Source organism: Apilactobacillus kunkeei, assembly GCF_001421115.1.
Lineage (GTDB): Bacteria > Bacillota > Bacilli > Lactobacillales > Lactobacillaceae > Apilactobacillus > Apilactobacillus kunkeei_F.
Genome location: NZ_JXCW01000006.1, coordinates 229,195 through 244,952 on the forward strand (window position 1 = coordinate 229,195; position 15,758 = coordinate 244,952).

The 15,758-nt window shown below is 35.4% G+C and carries 14 protein-coding genes; 8 read left to right on the forward strand and 6 right to left on the reverse strand.

Features of this window, described 5'->3' with window-relative positions; translation table 11 throughout:
- Positions 1 to 12 precede the first annotated feature (12 nt).
- The gene (locus RZ55_RS06530; protein ID WP_057176043.1) at positions 13 to 894 is read right to left on the reverse strand and encodes a LysR substrate-binding domain-containing protein; all 882 of its coding nucleotides are present in this window, start codon (positions 892 to 894) and stop codon (positions 13 to 15) included.
- A 137-nt stretch (positions 895 to 1,031) separates the two neighbouring features.
- Here RZ55_RS06530 and RZ55_RS06535 point away from each other — a divergent pair, with 137 nt between their 5' ends.
- On the forward strand, positions 1,032 to 2,660 hold the full coding sequence (locus tag RZ55_RS06535; protein ID WP_057176044.1) for a malolactic enzyme: 1,629 nt from the start codon (positions 1,032 to 1,034) through the stop codon (positions 2,658 to 2,660).
- Positions 2,661 to 2,719: 59 nt separating this feature from the next.
- Here the strand turns inward: RZ55_RS06535 and RZ55_RS06540 are convergent, their stop codons facing one another.
- Entirely contained in the window at positions 2,720 to 3,487 is a 768-nt protein-coding gene (locus RZ55_RS06540) for a methylenetetrahydrofolate reductase (protein WP_057176045.1), read from the reverse strand.
- A 200-nt stretch (positions 3,488 to 3,687) separates the two neighbouring features.
- Here RZ55_RS06540 and RZ55_RS06545 point away from each other — a divergent pair, with 200 nt between their 5' ends.
- The gene (locus RZ55_RS06545; protein WP_171823265.1) at positions 3,688 to 4,272 is read left to right on the forward strand and encodes a hypothetical protein; all 585 of its coding nucleotides are present in this window, start codon (positions 3,688 to 3,690) and stop codon (positions 4,270 to 4,272) included.
- 106 nt (positions 4,273 to 4,378) lie between these two features.
- Positions 4,379 to 4,750 carry a GtrA family protein gene (locus tag RZ55_RS06550; protein ID WP_057176047.1) on the forward strand — a complete coding sequence of 124 codons (372 nt, stop codon included), beginning with the start codon at positions 4,379 to 4,381 and terminating at the stop codon, positions 4,748 to 4,750.
- Positions 4,751 to 4,799: 49 nt separating this feature from the next.
- Here RZ55_RS06550 and RZ55_RS06555 read toward each other — a convergent pair whose 3' ends face one another.
- The 3 genes from RZ55_RS06555 to RZ55_RS06565 all read right to left on the reverse strand — a co-directional run bounded on the left by RZ55_RS06555 (position 4,800) and on the right by RZ55_RS06565 (position 9,778).
- Positions 4,800 to 5,444 carry an ATP-binding cassette domain-containing protein gene (locus RZ55_RS06555; RefSeq protein WP_057176048.1) on the reverse strand — a complete coding sequence of 215 codons (645 nt, stop codon included), beginning with the start codon at positions 5,442 to 5,444 and terminating at the stop codon, positions 4,800 to 4,802.
- Positions 5,434 to 7,533 (reverse strand): DUF1430 domain-containing protein, encoded by a 2,100-nt coding sequence (locus RZ55_RS06560; RefSeq protein ID WP_057176049.1) that lies wholly within the window; start codon positions 7,531 to 7,533, stop codon positions 5,434 to 5,436. Before RZ55_RS06560 ends, RZ55_RS06555 begins: the two co-directional genes overlap by 11 nt.
- Positions 7,534 to 7,681: 148 nt before the next feature.
- On the reverse strand, positions 7,682 to 9,778 hold the full coding sequence (locus tag RZ55_RS06565) for an AAA family ATPase (RefSeq protein ID WP_057176050.1): 2,097 nt from the start codon (positions 9,776 to 9,778) through the stop codon (positions 7,682 to 7,684).
- 442 nt (positions 9,779 to 10,220) lie between these two features.
- Between RZ55_RS06565 and RZ55_RS06570 the strand changes: the two genes are divergently transcribed.
- From RZ55_RS06570 to RZ55_RS06585, 4 genes are all read left to right on the forward strand, one after another.
- A complete protein-coding gene (locus tag RZ55_RS06570; RefSeq protein WP_241772101.1) occupies positions 10,221 to 11,633 on the forward strand; it encodes an amino acid ABC transporter substrate-binding protein/permease in 1,413 nt (470 codons plus the stop codon).
- Positions 11,630 to 12,367 carry an amino acid ABC transporter ATP-binding protein gene (locus RZ55_RS06575; RefSeq protein WP_057176052.1) on the forward strand — a complete coding sequence of 246 codons (738 nt, stop codon included), beginning with the start codon at positions 11,630 to 11,632 and terminating at the stop codon, positions 12,365 to 12,367. The genes RZ55_RS06570 and RZ55_RS06575 overlap by 4 nt, the downstream gene beginning before the upstream one ends.
- A gap of 114 nt (positions 12,368 to 12,481) precedes the next feature.
- Positions 12,482 to 12,904: a MarR family winged helix-turn-helix transcriptional regulator gene (locus RZ55_RS06580; protein WP_057176053.1), complete on the forward strand. Its 423-nt coding sequence runs from the start codon at positions 12,482 to 12,484 to the stop codon at positions 12,902 to 12,904.
- A 2-nt stretch (positions 12,905 to 12,906) separates the two neighbouring features.
- Entirely contained in the window at positions 12,907 to 14,283 is a 1,377-nt protein-coding gene (locus RZ55_RS06585) for a DHA2 family efflux MFS transporter permease subunit (protein WP_057176054.1), read from the forward strand.
- Positions 14,284 to 14,325: 42 nt separating this feature from the next.
- Here the strand turns inward: RZ55_RS06585 and RZ55_RS06590 are convergent, their stop codons facing one another.
- Positions 14,326 to 14,568 (reverse strand): hypothetical protein, encoded by a 243-nt coding sequence (locus tag RZ55_RS06590; RefSeq protein ID WP_057176055.1) that lies wholly within the window; start codon positions 14,566 to 14,568, stop codon positions 14,326 to 14,328.
- A 149-nt stretch (positions 14,569 to 14,717) separates the two neighbouring features.
- Here RZ55_RS06590 and RZ55_RS06595 point away from each other — a divergent pair, with 149 nt between their 5' ends.
- Positions 14,718 to 15,740 (forward strand): YeiH family protein, encoded by a 1,023-nt coding sequence (locus RZ55_RS06595; protein WP_057176056.1) that lies wholly within the window; start codon positions 14,718 to 14,720, stop codon positions 15,738 to 15,740.
- Positions 15,741 to 15,758 lie beyond the last annotated feature (18 nt).

Here is a 15,758-nt window from a genome sequence, read left to right on the forward strand (position 1 = left end):
GGCTTTTTTTATTTATCTCTTAAGTGAATCCCTGATAACATCCAAGACTTCCTTTTGGAAATCATTGAAGTAATGGGACTTTAAGTAAACCAGATTGGTAACAAACATTGGCATGTCTTCATCTAAGAAGTCCAATTTGACTACCCCGTCGGGTACTTGCACCAATGAGTTAAAGAATCCGACACCAACGTTGTTAGAAATCAAACTCATAATATTGTTGGTTTCATTCGATCTAAAAATCACGTTTGGATGGAATGAATTTCGTTTAGCCAATTGGTTAAAGGATTCGTTTTGGGTAAAACCTTGTTTAAATAGCACAAAGTCTTCCTTGGCTAGGTCAGCAAAATGAATCTTACCTTCATTAGCTAGTGGATGGTCCTTTGAAACGTACGCACAGAATGGAATTCTTTCGATTTCTTCTGTTTCGATGTCGGGGTCGTCCAACGGATTGTTAGAACCTAGCAAAGCTAAATCTAACTCACCATTTTTCAATGCAGATTTGGTCGTTTCTGATCCATATTCATAGGTAATAATACTATTTAATAATTTTCTTTCCTTCAAATGTTGAGCAATTGTAGGAAAGTATCTCGTTTCAATAATTGGTGGTAGCCCAATTGAAACTTTTTTAGCTTTCAAGTTGGCGATGTTTCGCTTGGCAACGTCAAAATGACGGATGATTGCGCGAGCATGATTTAACAATTGTTTCCCACTATCGGTTACAATGAGTTCGCCATGGGTACGATGTCTGATAATCAACTTAGCGTCCATCTCTTTTTCTAATCGTTGCAGAGCAAAAGTAATGGTAGGTTGACTTACTTTAAATTCTTCAGCAACTTTCGAAAAAACTTTTAATTCTGTTAAGCTTATAAAATATTCAAGGTCTCTGGTGTTCATAAAAAACGCCTCCCAGCGTTGATATAAAAAGGTTTATTTTTTAGATATAAATTATATTTATTATAACACTAAGTTTTGACTATCTAAATACCCATGTATTATTATCTATATATAAATTATGAAAAGAGGTAAGTACTATGTCTTTTGGATATGATATTTTAAACAATCCTTTCAAGAATAAGGGTACTGCATTTACTAAAGAAGAAAGAAAAGAACTTGGTTTAGAAGGAATGCTTCCACCATACGTTCAAACTTTACAAGAACAAGTGGATCAAGCTTACGCTCAATTCCAAAGCAAACCATCAGATTTAGAAAAACGTGTTTTCTTAATGACTCTATTTAACGAAAACCGTGTTCTATTCTACAAGTTATTTTCACAACACGTTGTTGAATTTATGCCAATCGTATACGATCCAACAATCGCTGAAACTATTGAAAACTACAGTGAACTATTTGTTCAACCACAAAACGCTACGTTCTTATCAATCGATGATGATTTAGATTCAATCAAGACTTCATTAAAGAATGCTGCTGAAGGCAGAGACATCCGTCTAATCGTAGTTACTGATGCTGAAGGTATCTTAGGTATTGGTGACTGGGCTACTAACGGTGTTGATATTGCTGTTGGTAAACTAATGGTTTACACTGCCGCTGCTGGTATCGATCCTAGTCAAGTTCTACCTGTTGTGCTAGATGCTGGTACTAACAACGAAGAATTACTTAAGGACCCAATGTACTTAGGTAACAGACACGAACGTGTTTACGGTGAAAAATACCACAAGTTCGTTGATACTTTCGTAGAAGATGCTGAAGAAATGTTCCCAGAAATGTACTTACATTTCGAAGACTTCGGTCGTAGCAACGCTGCTGAAATTCTAGACAGATACAAAGACAAGTACACTGTATTCAATGATGATATCCAAGGTACTGGTATCATCGTTCTAGCAGGTATCTTAGGTGCTTTAAACATTTCTGGTGAAGAAATGAAGGACCAAACTTACGTATCATTTGGTGCAGGTTCAGCTGGTACTGGTATCGTTTCTCGTGTATACGATGAGTTCGTACAACAAGGTATGGACCCAGAAGAAGCTAAGAAACACTTCTACCTAGTTGATAAGCAAGGTCTATTGTTCGATGACGACGATACTTTGACTCCTCAACAAAAACCATTTGCTAGAAGCCGTAGCGAATTTGATAACGCAGATTCACTAACTAGTCTAGAAGCAGTTGTTAAAGAAGTTCACCCAACTATTTTAGTTGGTACTTCAACTCAACCAAACACTTTCACTGAAGAAATCGTTAAGGAAATGGCTGCTCACACTGAACGTCCAATTATCTTCCCTATTTCAAACCCAACTAAGTTGGCTGAAGCTAAGGCTGAAGACCTACTAAAATGGACTGACGGTAAAGCTCTTATCGGTACTGGTATCCCAGTTAACGATATTGAATACAACGGTACTACTTACCAAATCGGTCAAGCTAACAACGCCCTTGTATACCCAGGTCTAGGTCTAGGTGCAATTGCTGCTACAGCAACTGTTCTAGATGACGAAATGATTTCCGCAGCTGCCCACTCACTTGGTGGTATTGTCGACACTGACAAACCAGGTGCTGCTGTCTTACCTCCAGTTTCTAAGTTGGATCAATTCTCAACTACTGTAGCTAAGGCCGTTGCCGATAGCGCTGTAAAACGTGGTCTTACACGTGAAGACATCAAAGATGTTGACAAAGCTATCGAAGACACTAAGTGGGAACCTAAGTATTAATCTCTCTTTTAGATGATGTGTGTATAAAAAAGACGCCGAAGGGCGTCTTTTTTTGTGCGCTAAATTATATTAATAATCTTTTCAGTATTTTCCGCATTATTTAATGAATACAAATGAATGTGGTTAGCACCGGCTTGTTTGATTTTATTAATCATCCTAGCAGTGTATCGAACACCACCTTCGCCGAACTCATCTTTATATTGATTCATCAAAGCATTTAGTTCATCTGGAGCAGTCGAATGGGTTAAACTCAGCATCTTTTCTGCTTGAGATCTCGAAATCAGTGGCATAATCCCAAACCAGATTGGCGTATCAATTTGGTTTTGATTTAAATAATCAACGTAATCATTCGCGTCAAAGCTAAATTGTGAAATTAGATTCGTGCATCCCTTTTCAATCTTTTGTCTCAACCATTTCATTTCTTCGTCACTACTATTTAGATAGCAAGTTCCAGAGATATTCACATGTGGATATTGTTGTTTGATAAATTCAATTAGTCGATCCGCATGTGGAAATGTCTCCGCCGTATCATTTTGAGACAACTTATCACCACGCAACGCCAGCACACTGTGGATATTGTGTTGTTGCATCAAATCAACCATCTCTTGAACTCCCTTTTCATCCTTGTCGATTCCGGTCAGATGAATGACGACATCAACAGATGAATTAGCATGGATGTAGTCAGCGATTTGAATGCTTTGTAGCAGGTTATCCATGTCATGATTTCTATCAGTAATCGAGATGAATTCTGGATGTAGTTTTAATAAACCATCCAGGTTAACTTGATCAATGTTGGGTGTAATCTCAAAAGAATATTGTAAGGGCATGCGAATCTCCTTTTGTTCTATATGATATTATATATCATATCACAATCATTTTATGGGAGATGGTGACAATTAAATTTGTTGTAAAATTACTTAAGAAAATTTCAATTAAAATGATAATTATTGCATTAGTAATTATCGTATCAATATTCTTTATCTTATTTTATAATCAAAGCACTTTATTTACAGTAGTGACAACCTTAATGAATATTTTCTTGCTTTATGAATCATTTTCCATATCAAACAAGGCACTTAAAATCCAGGAAGATGAGCAAATAAAGCAAATGTCTGATCAAGCATCAAAAATCTATGTTCACACATTGAATGATAATCTGCCTCTAAAACCAATTAACAATCATACAATATATCGCCCAATAATGATTGGCAATTCATCATCTGAACCTATTTATCAAGTTTGGATTATATCAGCTATAAATAGGTACTCATTTAGAGAAAGTAAAATTCAGTTTGATGAAGAAAATTATAAATATTTATTTTTACGCATACTTACCCCTCAAATAATCTATAAAATAATTGGAACTGATGGACCAAGCATGGGAGGAGTAAGACCTGAAGCGTTAATTTATTTCAAGGATAGCAGAGGAAAAAGATGGCTTAGGGATCCAAAAGGAAATCTTCATTATATTAAGGAAAAAATTGACATTCCGAAAGAATTTAACATACACAGTATTAAAGAAATGCCCGTTGACCCTTATGAAGGATATTCTTTTAATAGTATTGATGATTTAAAAGAAATGGTAGAAAAAATAAAGGAGAACAAGGAATAACAGATAATTTTTATTTATATATTCAACATCAAAGATTCCAATAACCGAAAATAATTTTGGTATATACTACTATATAAGTTCAAATGATTTCACACGGAGAAGATAAATGATTAATATAATTAAGCAATTTTTCAAATTTGGTATCGTTGGATTCATTAACACAATACTAACCTATTTAATTTATACATGCCTATGGAAGATTACATCTCCTACCATTGCCATGGCAATCGGGTATGGGACAACTACTTTAATTGGTTTAACCATTAATAAAAAGTGGGTATTCAAAACTAGCGGAAACGTTACTAAAACCGCGATTAAATATTATTCTACCTACGTGTTCACTTGGTGTTTAACAGTACTATTAACATACCTATTGTCTGTCTATACATCTATTAACGAACAAATTGTCCCAGTATTAACATTAATTGTGACCGTTCCAGTTAACTTTATACTAAGTAAACTATGGGTATTCAAATAAAAAAGAGGCCGTTCCTACCAAACGGTCTCTTTTTATTATACGCACGTATTTAGTTTTTTATCTCTACGCACTTATCACTAATCTCTTTAAATTTTAAATCATGAGAAACAATAACAATTGTTTTTCCCTTTTTATTTAACTCTACTAACTTACTCATTATATAATCTCTATTTTCATGATCAAGCGATCCCGTAGGTTCATCGGCTAAGATGATGTCAGACTGTTTTAACATAATCATAGCAATTGCTAGCCTTTGTTTTTCTCCACCCGAAAGATTATATACTTTAATATTCAATGGCTTATGAAGTCCTACTTCACTTAGTGATTTTTCCATTTCCAATATTTTATCTTCAGGTTTTACATATTCAAGTGCAATCGCTAAATTATCATATATGGTTCCACTTTCGATTAAACCGAAGTTTTGGAACAAATAACTAATTGTACTTCTTCTTATTTTCATCGCTTTACGACTATTCATTTTAGGGGTTTCTTTTCCAAAAATTTTTATTTTTCCAGAATCATATTTTTCTAAGAGACCAATTATATTAAGAAGAGTCGACTTTCCACTTCCACTAGTTCCAAATATTGTAGTTATCTTATCTTTGGGTATGCTTAATGAAAAGTTTTCAAAAATTACGTGGTCTTTGAATTTTTTATTTAAATTATCAACTTTTATTGCAATCTCATTGTTCATTAATTACATCTCCCCAGCTTCCAGAATTAAGCTTTTTAACAACGCATAGACTAATCAATAATTCTATTATCAAAACAATAGATACTGTCATTACCGTTATCATGCTAAATAAATCATTTAAGTACATTATTAAGGCTATTAAAAGATATTGCATTGCCATTAGTATCCAAAAATATAAATATGCTTTCATATTGCTATATCCGTTTAATTTCTTTATAAATATACTTCTTTTGAAGTTTTTAAAGTATAAGAAAGCAACATAAATAACGAGAATTAGCGTAATTATAAATCCAACTAAAACTGTTAATGATTGGGAGATAACATCTCCAATACTTATTAACAGATCTTCATGATAATAATCACTCAGTTTTATTAACTGAGGATAGTTATCATAATAGTTATATTGTATAAGCCTCTTTTTAACTCGATTGTATGTTGATTCTACTGATGAACCAATTGACATCTTTAATCCATCGCTAAAACCACCGCCATCCATTATGTTTCTTTCCACAAAGGATGAGTTGTTTTTTGTGGTTACAAATACAACATACTTACTTATATTTTCACCATTATTTATGCTTTTAAATCTATTATTATATCTGTTAGAGATATAAACTATTTTAATTTTAGGAATCCTTCCTATTTCTTCCTTGGATATTTGTTTAATATCAGATACTAGAGCTTTTGTTGATTTAGCTTTGCTTACAGGTATGGCGAGCAATACGTCTCTTGAATTATTATCCAAGTGGATAGAATAACCACTGGTATCATACAGAGGAAATTTATTTAAATAATTTGGATTTACTTTTATGAACTTAAGGTAATCTGCAATTGGTTGTTTTAAATAACTATCGTCATAAATGATAGCTCCACGTGAGTTTAGATAACTATACATATTATCATCTAAAACTTTACCTTGTTCTAACGAAAACTCATTAGGATTGTTTCCAGTAATAACTGGATAGAATACGCCAAAGTCTTTTTGCCTATCATATTGATTGGGATGATTAATACTAATGTATGATGAAATAGAAACCTCAGCTAATGGAACTAGTGTGAACAGGCAAATTGTTATGGAAACACCCTTGGCTAGATATAAAGCAATAAAATTTAACCGGTTGTAATTCTTTCCATTTATTTGATTGCTAAAATTGAAATATTGAAAGAACGATACCAAAATAGTAGAAATAATGTAAAAAATAATCATCATCAATAATTCTTTAATAATTATTATTTGGTCAATATTTAAATTAAATACATAATAAGCCAGCCCATCTACTACACTGAGGCCTAATGCACTAAAAATAAATATTTTCCCCATACTAATTTTAATTATTTTAAACGTTGTGAATCCATTTAATTTATATATCGAAAATGATTTTGAATTCGAAATTATAAATATAACTACAAATAAAAATAAAAATAATAACGAAGTTTGAAAGACATCATTTAACCGTTCCGGAGAATCGAAACTTATCGATGGTATGCTATCAGAATCATTAATCAATAAATCATCAGAAGAGATTTTTGTTTTATTTATTGCACTTAATTTTTTAGACAATATTTTTCTAAATTCACTAAACTTTTTTGCTTTTTTTGTCTCTAGGAAAAAAGTTCCTTCTCTATTTTGAGGGTATTTTTCTGAAAATGATATTGGAGCAATATGTACCGAATATTGACTAAGGCCATTATTAAAATTATCAGATTTTTTACTTACGATTTTGGGTTTTAAACCAAAATTTTCCCATAAAGATGTAGGATGGGTTGTATAAGTTTGAAAGACAACAGATTGAATTGGTTTAGAATAATTTAGTTTGCCGTTAGATTTCAAATATCCTGAATACCTAACTCTTTTTAAGTAGTTTAAATTAAGCTCTTTGGCGGTAGAATTAACAGAGCTTATCACTTCGTTGTATTTCTTATCAGAATTCATTTCCACCGGAACGTTAAAAGGAGTAAATTTAGAACTTATATCAAATGATTTTTCAGCGTTATTAACCTTTGATTGATAATCATGACTGATGATCAATATTGATCCCGTAAAAATGATTAATAAAATTGATAAAAAAGATAAAAATTTATTATTCAATGTTATAATTCCTCCCAATCCCTAAAATCATATCTTTAATTTATTTAATTATATCATTGTTAGAAAATTAATAATATTTTCACCGGGAGCTTTAATGTACAAAAAAAGAGGCCGTTCCTACAAAACGGTCTCTTTTTTATTATTCAGATTACTTGTTTTCACTAATTACGACAGTACCATCTTCCATTTCAGCCTTTAAGTGCTTAATGTCTTCATGGTCTAGGTAGAAGTCAGTAATCTTGTCTCTAATTTCTTGTTCAACTACACGACGTAGTGGACGAGCTCCCATGGCTTCGTCGTATCCTTGTTCGATTAAGTGATTCTTAACGTCATCTGATACGACAACATCCATGTCTTTCTTAGCTAATGTAGCATTTACGTCTGCTAACATTAAGTCGACAATTTCCTTCAAGTCATCCTTTGTTAAGTGGGAGAATTCAACGATTGCATTGAATCTGTTTAAGAATTCTGGGCGGAAGTATGGAGCTAAACGATCCATTAACTTCTTGTCCTTGTCGTCATCACCAGTAAGCGCTTCGTTACCGAATCCGGCATTTGAAGTAGCAATTACAACGGTGTTCTTGAAGTTAACCACATTTCCTTGACCGTCTGTTAAACGACCATCGTCTAATACTTGTAATAGAAGTGTTAGCACTTGTGGGTTAGCCTTTTCGATTTCATCTAGTAATACGATTGAGTATGGGTTTCTACGAACCTTTTCAGTCAAAGTATTGTTGTTGTCGTTGTATCCAACGTATCCAGCTGAAGCACCGATTAACTTGGAAACAGCAGTTGGGTCGGAGTATTCTGACATATCTAGACGGATAATGTTGTTCTTGTTACCAAACATGTCCTTAGCTAATTGCTTAGCAAGTTCAGTCTTACCTACACCAGTAGGACCTACGAATAAGAATGAACCAATTGGACGGTTACCTTCGTCAAAACCAGCACGGTTTCTACGAATAGCACGAGCGACTGCGGCAACAGCTTCGTCTTGGCCAATTACCTTGCCCTTTAGACGGTCACCCATAGTCTTTAATCTTTCGATGTCAGTGCTGCTCATCTTAGCAACAGGAACACCAGTCAATCTTTCAACTGACTTAGCAACATCGTTGACAGTAGCAGTGACTTTCTTTTCGTCACTCTTGTTATCAATTTGCTTTTGTAGTTCTTCAATCTTGTTCTTGTGGTTTAAAGCTGATTCGTAATCTTCCTTAGCTGCAGCATCTTCTTGAGCTTTCTTTTCAGCTTCAATTTCGTCTTCGATTTGCTTTTGATCTAAGACTGGGTGTTGCGCAGCCAAGTGCGCAGCAGTCATATCTACTAAGTCGATGGCCTTATCAGGTAGACTTCTTTGTGGAATGTATTGAACTGAGTAGTCAACTGCAGCCTTCAATACTTCGTCAGGTAAAATCACATTGTGGTGTTCTTCGTATAATGGACGAATACCCTTCAAGATTTCTAAAGTAGTTTCTTCACTTGGCGCCTTAATTTGCACTTCGTTGAAACGACGTGACAAAGCAGCGTCCTTTAGAATTGTGTTTCTGTATTCATCTTGGGTAGTAGCACCGATAACGGTAATTTCACCACGAGATAATGCAGGCTTGATAATGTCTGCTAATCCCTTGGATCCACTTTCGTCGCCGGCATTACCAGCACCTAGAATTTGGTGGATTTCGTCGAAGAATAGGATAACATTACCCTTTTCTTGAACTTCCTTGATTAAGTTTTGAATGTTTTCTTCAAAACTACCACGGTATTGAGTTCCGGCTTCTAGACCAGAGATATCAATACTAATAACTTCCTTATTCTTAATTGATGCAGGTACGTCACCCTTAACAATTGCTTGAGCTAAACCTTCAACAACGGCAGTCTTACCGACACCGGCGTCACCAACTAATACTGGGTTATTCTTGATTCTTCTTGATAATACTTCAGCAGTTTCTTGGATTTCCTTGTCTCTTCCAATTACTGGGTCTAACTTATTATCTCTTGCTTCTTGAGTTAAGTTTCGACCTAGCTTTTCAAGAATTCCTCCCTTATTAGATGCAGCTTTTTGTTGGGTATTAGGTTGGCCACCTTGTAATTGGCCACTTCTTCTTAGTTCTTCTAATTGTTCTGGGGTAACTTCTTGACCATTAATCATGTATCGACGTTGGGCATTTGAGTTACCTGAGTCGCCTAAAAATTGGTTAAAAATTCTGTCAAAATCATCGTTAAATGGATCAAATGGACTTCTTGCCATAGTACATCCCTCACATTTCATATAATATTTTATTTTAAAATACATTAGCCAAACACGGCATGTATTAGATAAGGCTTTTAGTTATTCTCCTATTTCCTTATCTAAAGAATATAATACCACCTAAATTACATAATTCAATACTAAATTTGACCTTTTTTGACCTTTTTCTTACATAACATCCGAAAACCCTTGATACATATGAATTTGATCAAAGGTAAAATTTTTATAAAGTTTTGACTTTTGACTTATACATCCATCAATATGTTATATCTTATGACATCAAAACTTAACTTTTTTAAAAAAATATTGTTTTCAGATATACAATCCTTACCGCTTCTGATATGATAAGAACATACAATGTTATGAAACATAACGTGGAAAAGAATTTACTTGAAAAGGGGTTTTACTAATGAAGCGACATTCATCAGTGATCCGATGGTTAATGGCATTAACTGTTGGATTCGTCGTTGCATTTGGTTTATTCGCAGCACCTGCCAAGTCACATGCTGCTGAAAAAACTTATCAAATTGGTACGGACGTTACCTTCCCTCCATTTGAATATGCAAATGACAACAATAAATACGTCGGAATTGACATTGACTTAATGAAAGCAATTGCCAAAGATCAAGGATTTAAGATTAACCTTAAGCCAACTAGCTTTAACGGTGCAATTCAAGCCGTTCAATCTGGTCAATTAAATGGTATGATTGCTGGTATGTCTGTTACTCCAGAACGTAAAGGAACTTTTGATTTCTCTACACCATACTACAACTCAGGTGTTGTTATGGCTGTATCTCAAAACAACAAAGATATTAAAAGCCTAAAGGATCTTAAAGGTAAAACAATTGCCGTTAAGACTGGTACAACCGGTGCTCAATACGCACAATCAATCCAAAAGAAATATGGATTTAAAATCAGTACTTTCGATGACTCCAGTAACGTTTACGAAGATGTTTTGACTGGTAACTCTGTTGCATGTTTTGATGACGAACCAGTATTAAGATATGGTATCAACCAAGGTACTAAGCTAAAGATCGTTACTAAACCGGCAGCTGGTACTCCAATTGCCTTTGGTGTTAAAAAAGGTACTAACCAAGAACTACTAAAGAAATTCAACGCTGGTCTTACTCACTTAAAGAAAACTGGCGAATACAAAAAGATTATGGACAAGTACTTAAACGCTAAAAAGAATACTGAAGATACTCATTCATTCTTTGGTATCTTGAAGCAAAACAAGACTTTCCTATGGCAAGGTTTTCTACAAACACTATGGTTAACCATCGTTTCAATCATCTTTGCTACTATCTTTGGTGTAATCTTTGGACTATTCGGAGTTCTACCAATCCGATTCTTCCGTTGGTTATCAGCAACTGTTATCTACCTATTTAGAGGTATGCCTCTATTGGTTCTAGCATTATTCATTTACACTGGTATTCCCACATTAACTGGTACTAGAATTCCTGCTTTCGTCGCTGGAGTTATCACATTGATGCTAGACGAAGGTGCATACATTGCTGCCTTCGTTAAGGGTGGTATCGAATCAGTTGATAAGGGTCAAATGGAAGCCGCTCGATCACTTGGTTTGCCATTCGGTAAGTCAATGAGAAAGGTTATCCTACCTCAAGGTGTGAAGTTAATGGTTCCATCATTCATTAACCAATTCATCATTACATTGAAGGATACTTCAATCTTATCAATCATCGGGATTCTAGAACTTACTCAAACTGGTAAGATTATTATCGCTAGAAACCTTGAAGGATTCAAAGTTTGGGCAATGGTTGCAATTATCTACCTAGTTGTAATTACCCTATTAACTTGGCTATCAAACTGGGTAAAAAGGAGAGCTAAGATATGAGCAAAATTAAAGTAACTGATTTACACAAGCAATACGCTGACAATCATGTCTTACGTGGTGTAGATCTTGAAGTTAAAGATAACGAAGTAGTTGTTATTATCGGCCCTTCTGGTTCTGGTAAGTCAACTTTATTAAGAACATTAAACAAGTTAGAAGAACCAACTTCAGGTTCAGTTGTCGTTCACGGCACTGATATCGCCAAAAAGGGCGTAAACATTGATAAGGTTCGTGAACAAATCGGAATGGTGTTCCAACACTTTAACCTATTTAACAACCTATCTGTTGGTAAAAACATCATGTTAGCCCCTGTTGAATTAGGTAAGCTATCAAAAGAAGATGCTGTAAAACAAGCTAAGAAGTTACTAGAAGTTGTTGGTTTGGAAAACAAATTTGACGCTTCAGTAAGTTCACTATCCGGTGGTCAAAAACAACGTGTTGCTATCGCCCGTGCTTTAGCAATGAACCCAGACATCATGCTATTCGATGAACCTACTTCTGCCCTTGACCCTGAAATGGTCGGTGACGTTTTAAACGTTATGAAGAAGTTAGCTAAGGAAAAAGGTATGACAATGGTTGTTGTTACCCACGAAATGGGCTTTGCTAAAGAAGTTGCTGACCGTGTGGTATTCGTTGATGACGGTATCATCCAAGAAGAAGGTACTCCAGATGAAATCTTCAACCACCCTAAGAACGATCGTCTAAAATCATTCTTATCAAAGATTTTGGAAGTCTAGTCTTAAAGAACCTCGCTTATGCGGGGTTCTTTTTTTGTGCATTTTTTGCTTGCATTTTTATTTTTTCCCTTTTATAATTGTTAGCACGCTAACAAAATCTAGGAAGTGATACTCATGACAGAAAATATTGGAAGACAACTAAAGATTGCATCGACCCAACTTACCAAGCAATTTGATAAGTTTGCGATTCAATACGATTTAACAAGTATGCAGATGTCCGTAATCGACTTCTTGACCCTGTTTTACGATCAAGAAATGTTTCAAAAGGACATCGAACACGAATTCAACATCCGTCGTTCCACCGCTTCAACGCTATTGAAGCGAATGGAAGATAAGGGATTAGTGCGACGTGTTGAATCGAACAAGGACGCTCGTCAAAAACAGGTTATCCTAACCGATTTAGCCGTTCAATATGAGGACGACATTCAAAAGTTCATGGTTGAAACGCAACAACAAATCCATAGTTTCTTGTCTGATGAAGAGTACGATGCCCTAGAGAGTAGCTTAGATAAAATCATTAAACACATGGGGGATTAATAATGGATAGCAAAATTTCATTAAAGACATTACTATCAGTCATCGCAGCTGGAATCATGTCCTTTAGTGGTGTTGTCATTGAAACTTCAATGAACATCACATTTCCGACTTTGATGCACGACTTTAACGTCGGAACCAGTACTGTTCAATGGATGACTACAATCTATTTACTAATCGTTTCAATCGTTGTACCACTTTCCGCAATATTGAACCGTAATTTTAAAACCAAGCAATTATTTATCGTTGCCAATTTACTATTTATTCTAGGGGTTATGTGCGACCTATGCGCCCCAACATTTTCAGTATTATTACTAGGTCGTGTGATCCAAGGTTTTGGAACCGGGATTGCACTACCATTGATGTTTAACATCATCTTGGATCAAGTTCCTGCCGAAAAAATCGGTGTGATGATGGGGGTTGGTAACTTGATTACCGCCATTGCCCCTGCCGTTGGTCCTACTTTCGGTGGAATTGTGGTATCTTCAATCGGTTGGCGTTACATCTTCGCCATCCTATTACCAATCCTAGTGATTTCTTTAATCTTGGGTGTTTTGAACATCGAACAAAAACGTGTAATTGAAAAGACTAGCTTAGACTTTGTCGGCCTAATCCTAATCGTGATTACCTTCACCGGCCTAGTTTATGGTTTCTCAAACATGGGTGCTGGCAATATCCTAAGTGCCGTTGTCATTCTTCCAATCATCATTGGCGTGATTGCTTTAATTACCCTTTACATTCACTGCATTAGAAGTAAGAATGCCATCTTGGATCTTTCAGTTCTTCAAAACCACAAGTTCGCTGGTCACATTGCTGGATTCTTTATCCTACAATTCATTACACTAGGTTTATCATTCATCTTGCCTAACTACGTGCAAATCGTAAACCACTCATCAGCATTCATCGCTGGTTTATTGGTATTACCTGGTGCAGCAATTGGTGCAATCTTCGCCCCACTATCCGGTAGTTTGTACGACCGCTTCGGTGCTTTCAAGCCACTAGCATTGGGAATGTTATTCGGACTAATTGGTTTGGTATTATTCACTATCTTTGGTACTCACTTGAGTAACGCCATGATTTTAATCTTCTACGTAATCTACATGCTATGCATGGGATTATCATTTGGTAACATCATGACAAGTGGATTAAGCCAACTAAATGGTGAACAAAGAACCGATGGAAACGCGGTCTTCAACACCATCCAACAAATCTCAGGTGCCATTGCCACTTCAATCGTGTCAGCTATCATTACTATCAGTCAATTGAGTAGCGGTAATGAAGAAACCGGAACTGCTGTTGGATCACTTCACGCGTTGATTTTATTACTAGTATTAATCGTGATTGCTAGTCTAATCTTAAACGCCGTTGTAAAACGCAAATAAAAAATAAAAAAGCCTAACGTTTAAAACGTTAGGCTTTTTGTTTTACTTCATTTTTTTGACGCTAATAAAAATTTTAGTTGCAGGATAAAAACTAACATTGAATTCATCCTTGATAGCTTTAACAATCTCGCTATCTTCATCATATTCTTCAATCATGGCACGTACTTTCACAACGTTGTCATAATTGTTCAAGGTATCTCTAATGACACGATTGTTTCTAATGTTTCTAACCACATCATAAACTGTAACGATAAGTAAAATAAGAATCGAAATTATAGTACCCATATATTAAATTATCACTCCTATTACTTATAATTATACGTGATATGTCGATATTATCAAAATCATGTTAACTAAAGCTTAATAATTCAACGGTTTAGAAGCCTTGCCTCACGTGATATAATTTAAATATTATAAATAAAGGAGAAATTCATATGATTGATACGATTAAAAAACGTACCATTGGATTTCTAGCTGCAACTATTATTGCAATTATTAGTCAATTTCTTACAGCTATTATTCCAAACATCGGTGGAGCCACCATCGCAATCCTAATTGGAATTGTGTTGGGTAACACCGTTTTAAAGCAACCAGTTCTAAGTGCTGGTACCAAGTTTGCTGAAAAACGATTACTAGAATACTCTGTAATGCTACTTGGTCTTACCATCACTTTCCAAACCATTATTCAGTTACACTGGTCTGGATTACTATTCATCATCATCCAAATGGCCATCACCATTATCGCAGCCATCATGATTGGTAAGTGGCTTCACTTCGGTGAAGGAATTTACCTTTGCATGGCCGGTGGTAACGCGGTTTGTGGATCATCCGCAATTGCTTCCATCAAGCCAGTCATTAACGCTTCTGATGAAGATGCCGGTATGAGTATCACACTGGTTAACCTAATGGGAACAGTAATGATGCTAGCTCTTCCAGTCATCGGTACCATGGTATTTGGTCACGTTGACATGCTACGTGGTGCCTTGATTGGTGGTACCGTTCAATCAGTTGGACAAGTTATCGCCAGTGCCACAATGGTTAACCAAACTACCGTCCAATTCGCAACTCTATTCAAGATTATGCGAATCATCATGTTAGTAGTTGTGGTAACTGTGTTTGCACGCATTCATGCTAAAAACGAAGCATTAGCTAACGCCGAAAAAGAAGTTGAGGCAGAAGTGAAGAAAGGTAAGATTGATTTCCTACCATGGTACGTTCTATGGTTCTTAATCTTCTGTATCCTAAATAGTTTCTTCCACCTTCCAGCTTTCATCGGAAACACCGCTCACCTATTGAGCTCATGGTGTGAAATCATCGCGCTAGCCGCTATCGGTTTACGTTTAAACTTAAAAGCGTTCCTAAAAGCCGGAAAGCGTTTTGCTATCTACAGTGTTTCAGTTGGGCTAATTCAAACCATCGTGGCACTAATCTTAATCAAACTATTAATTCACGCATAATAAAAAGACTAGGCAAAT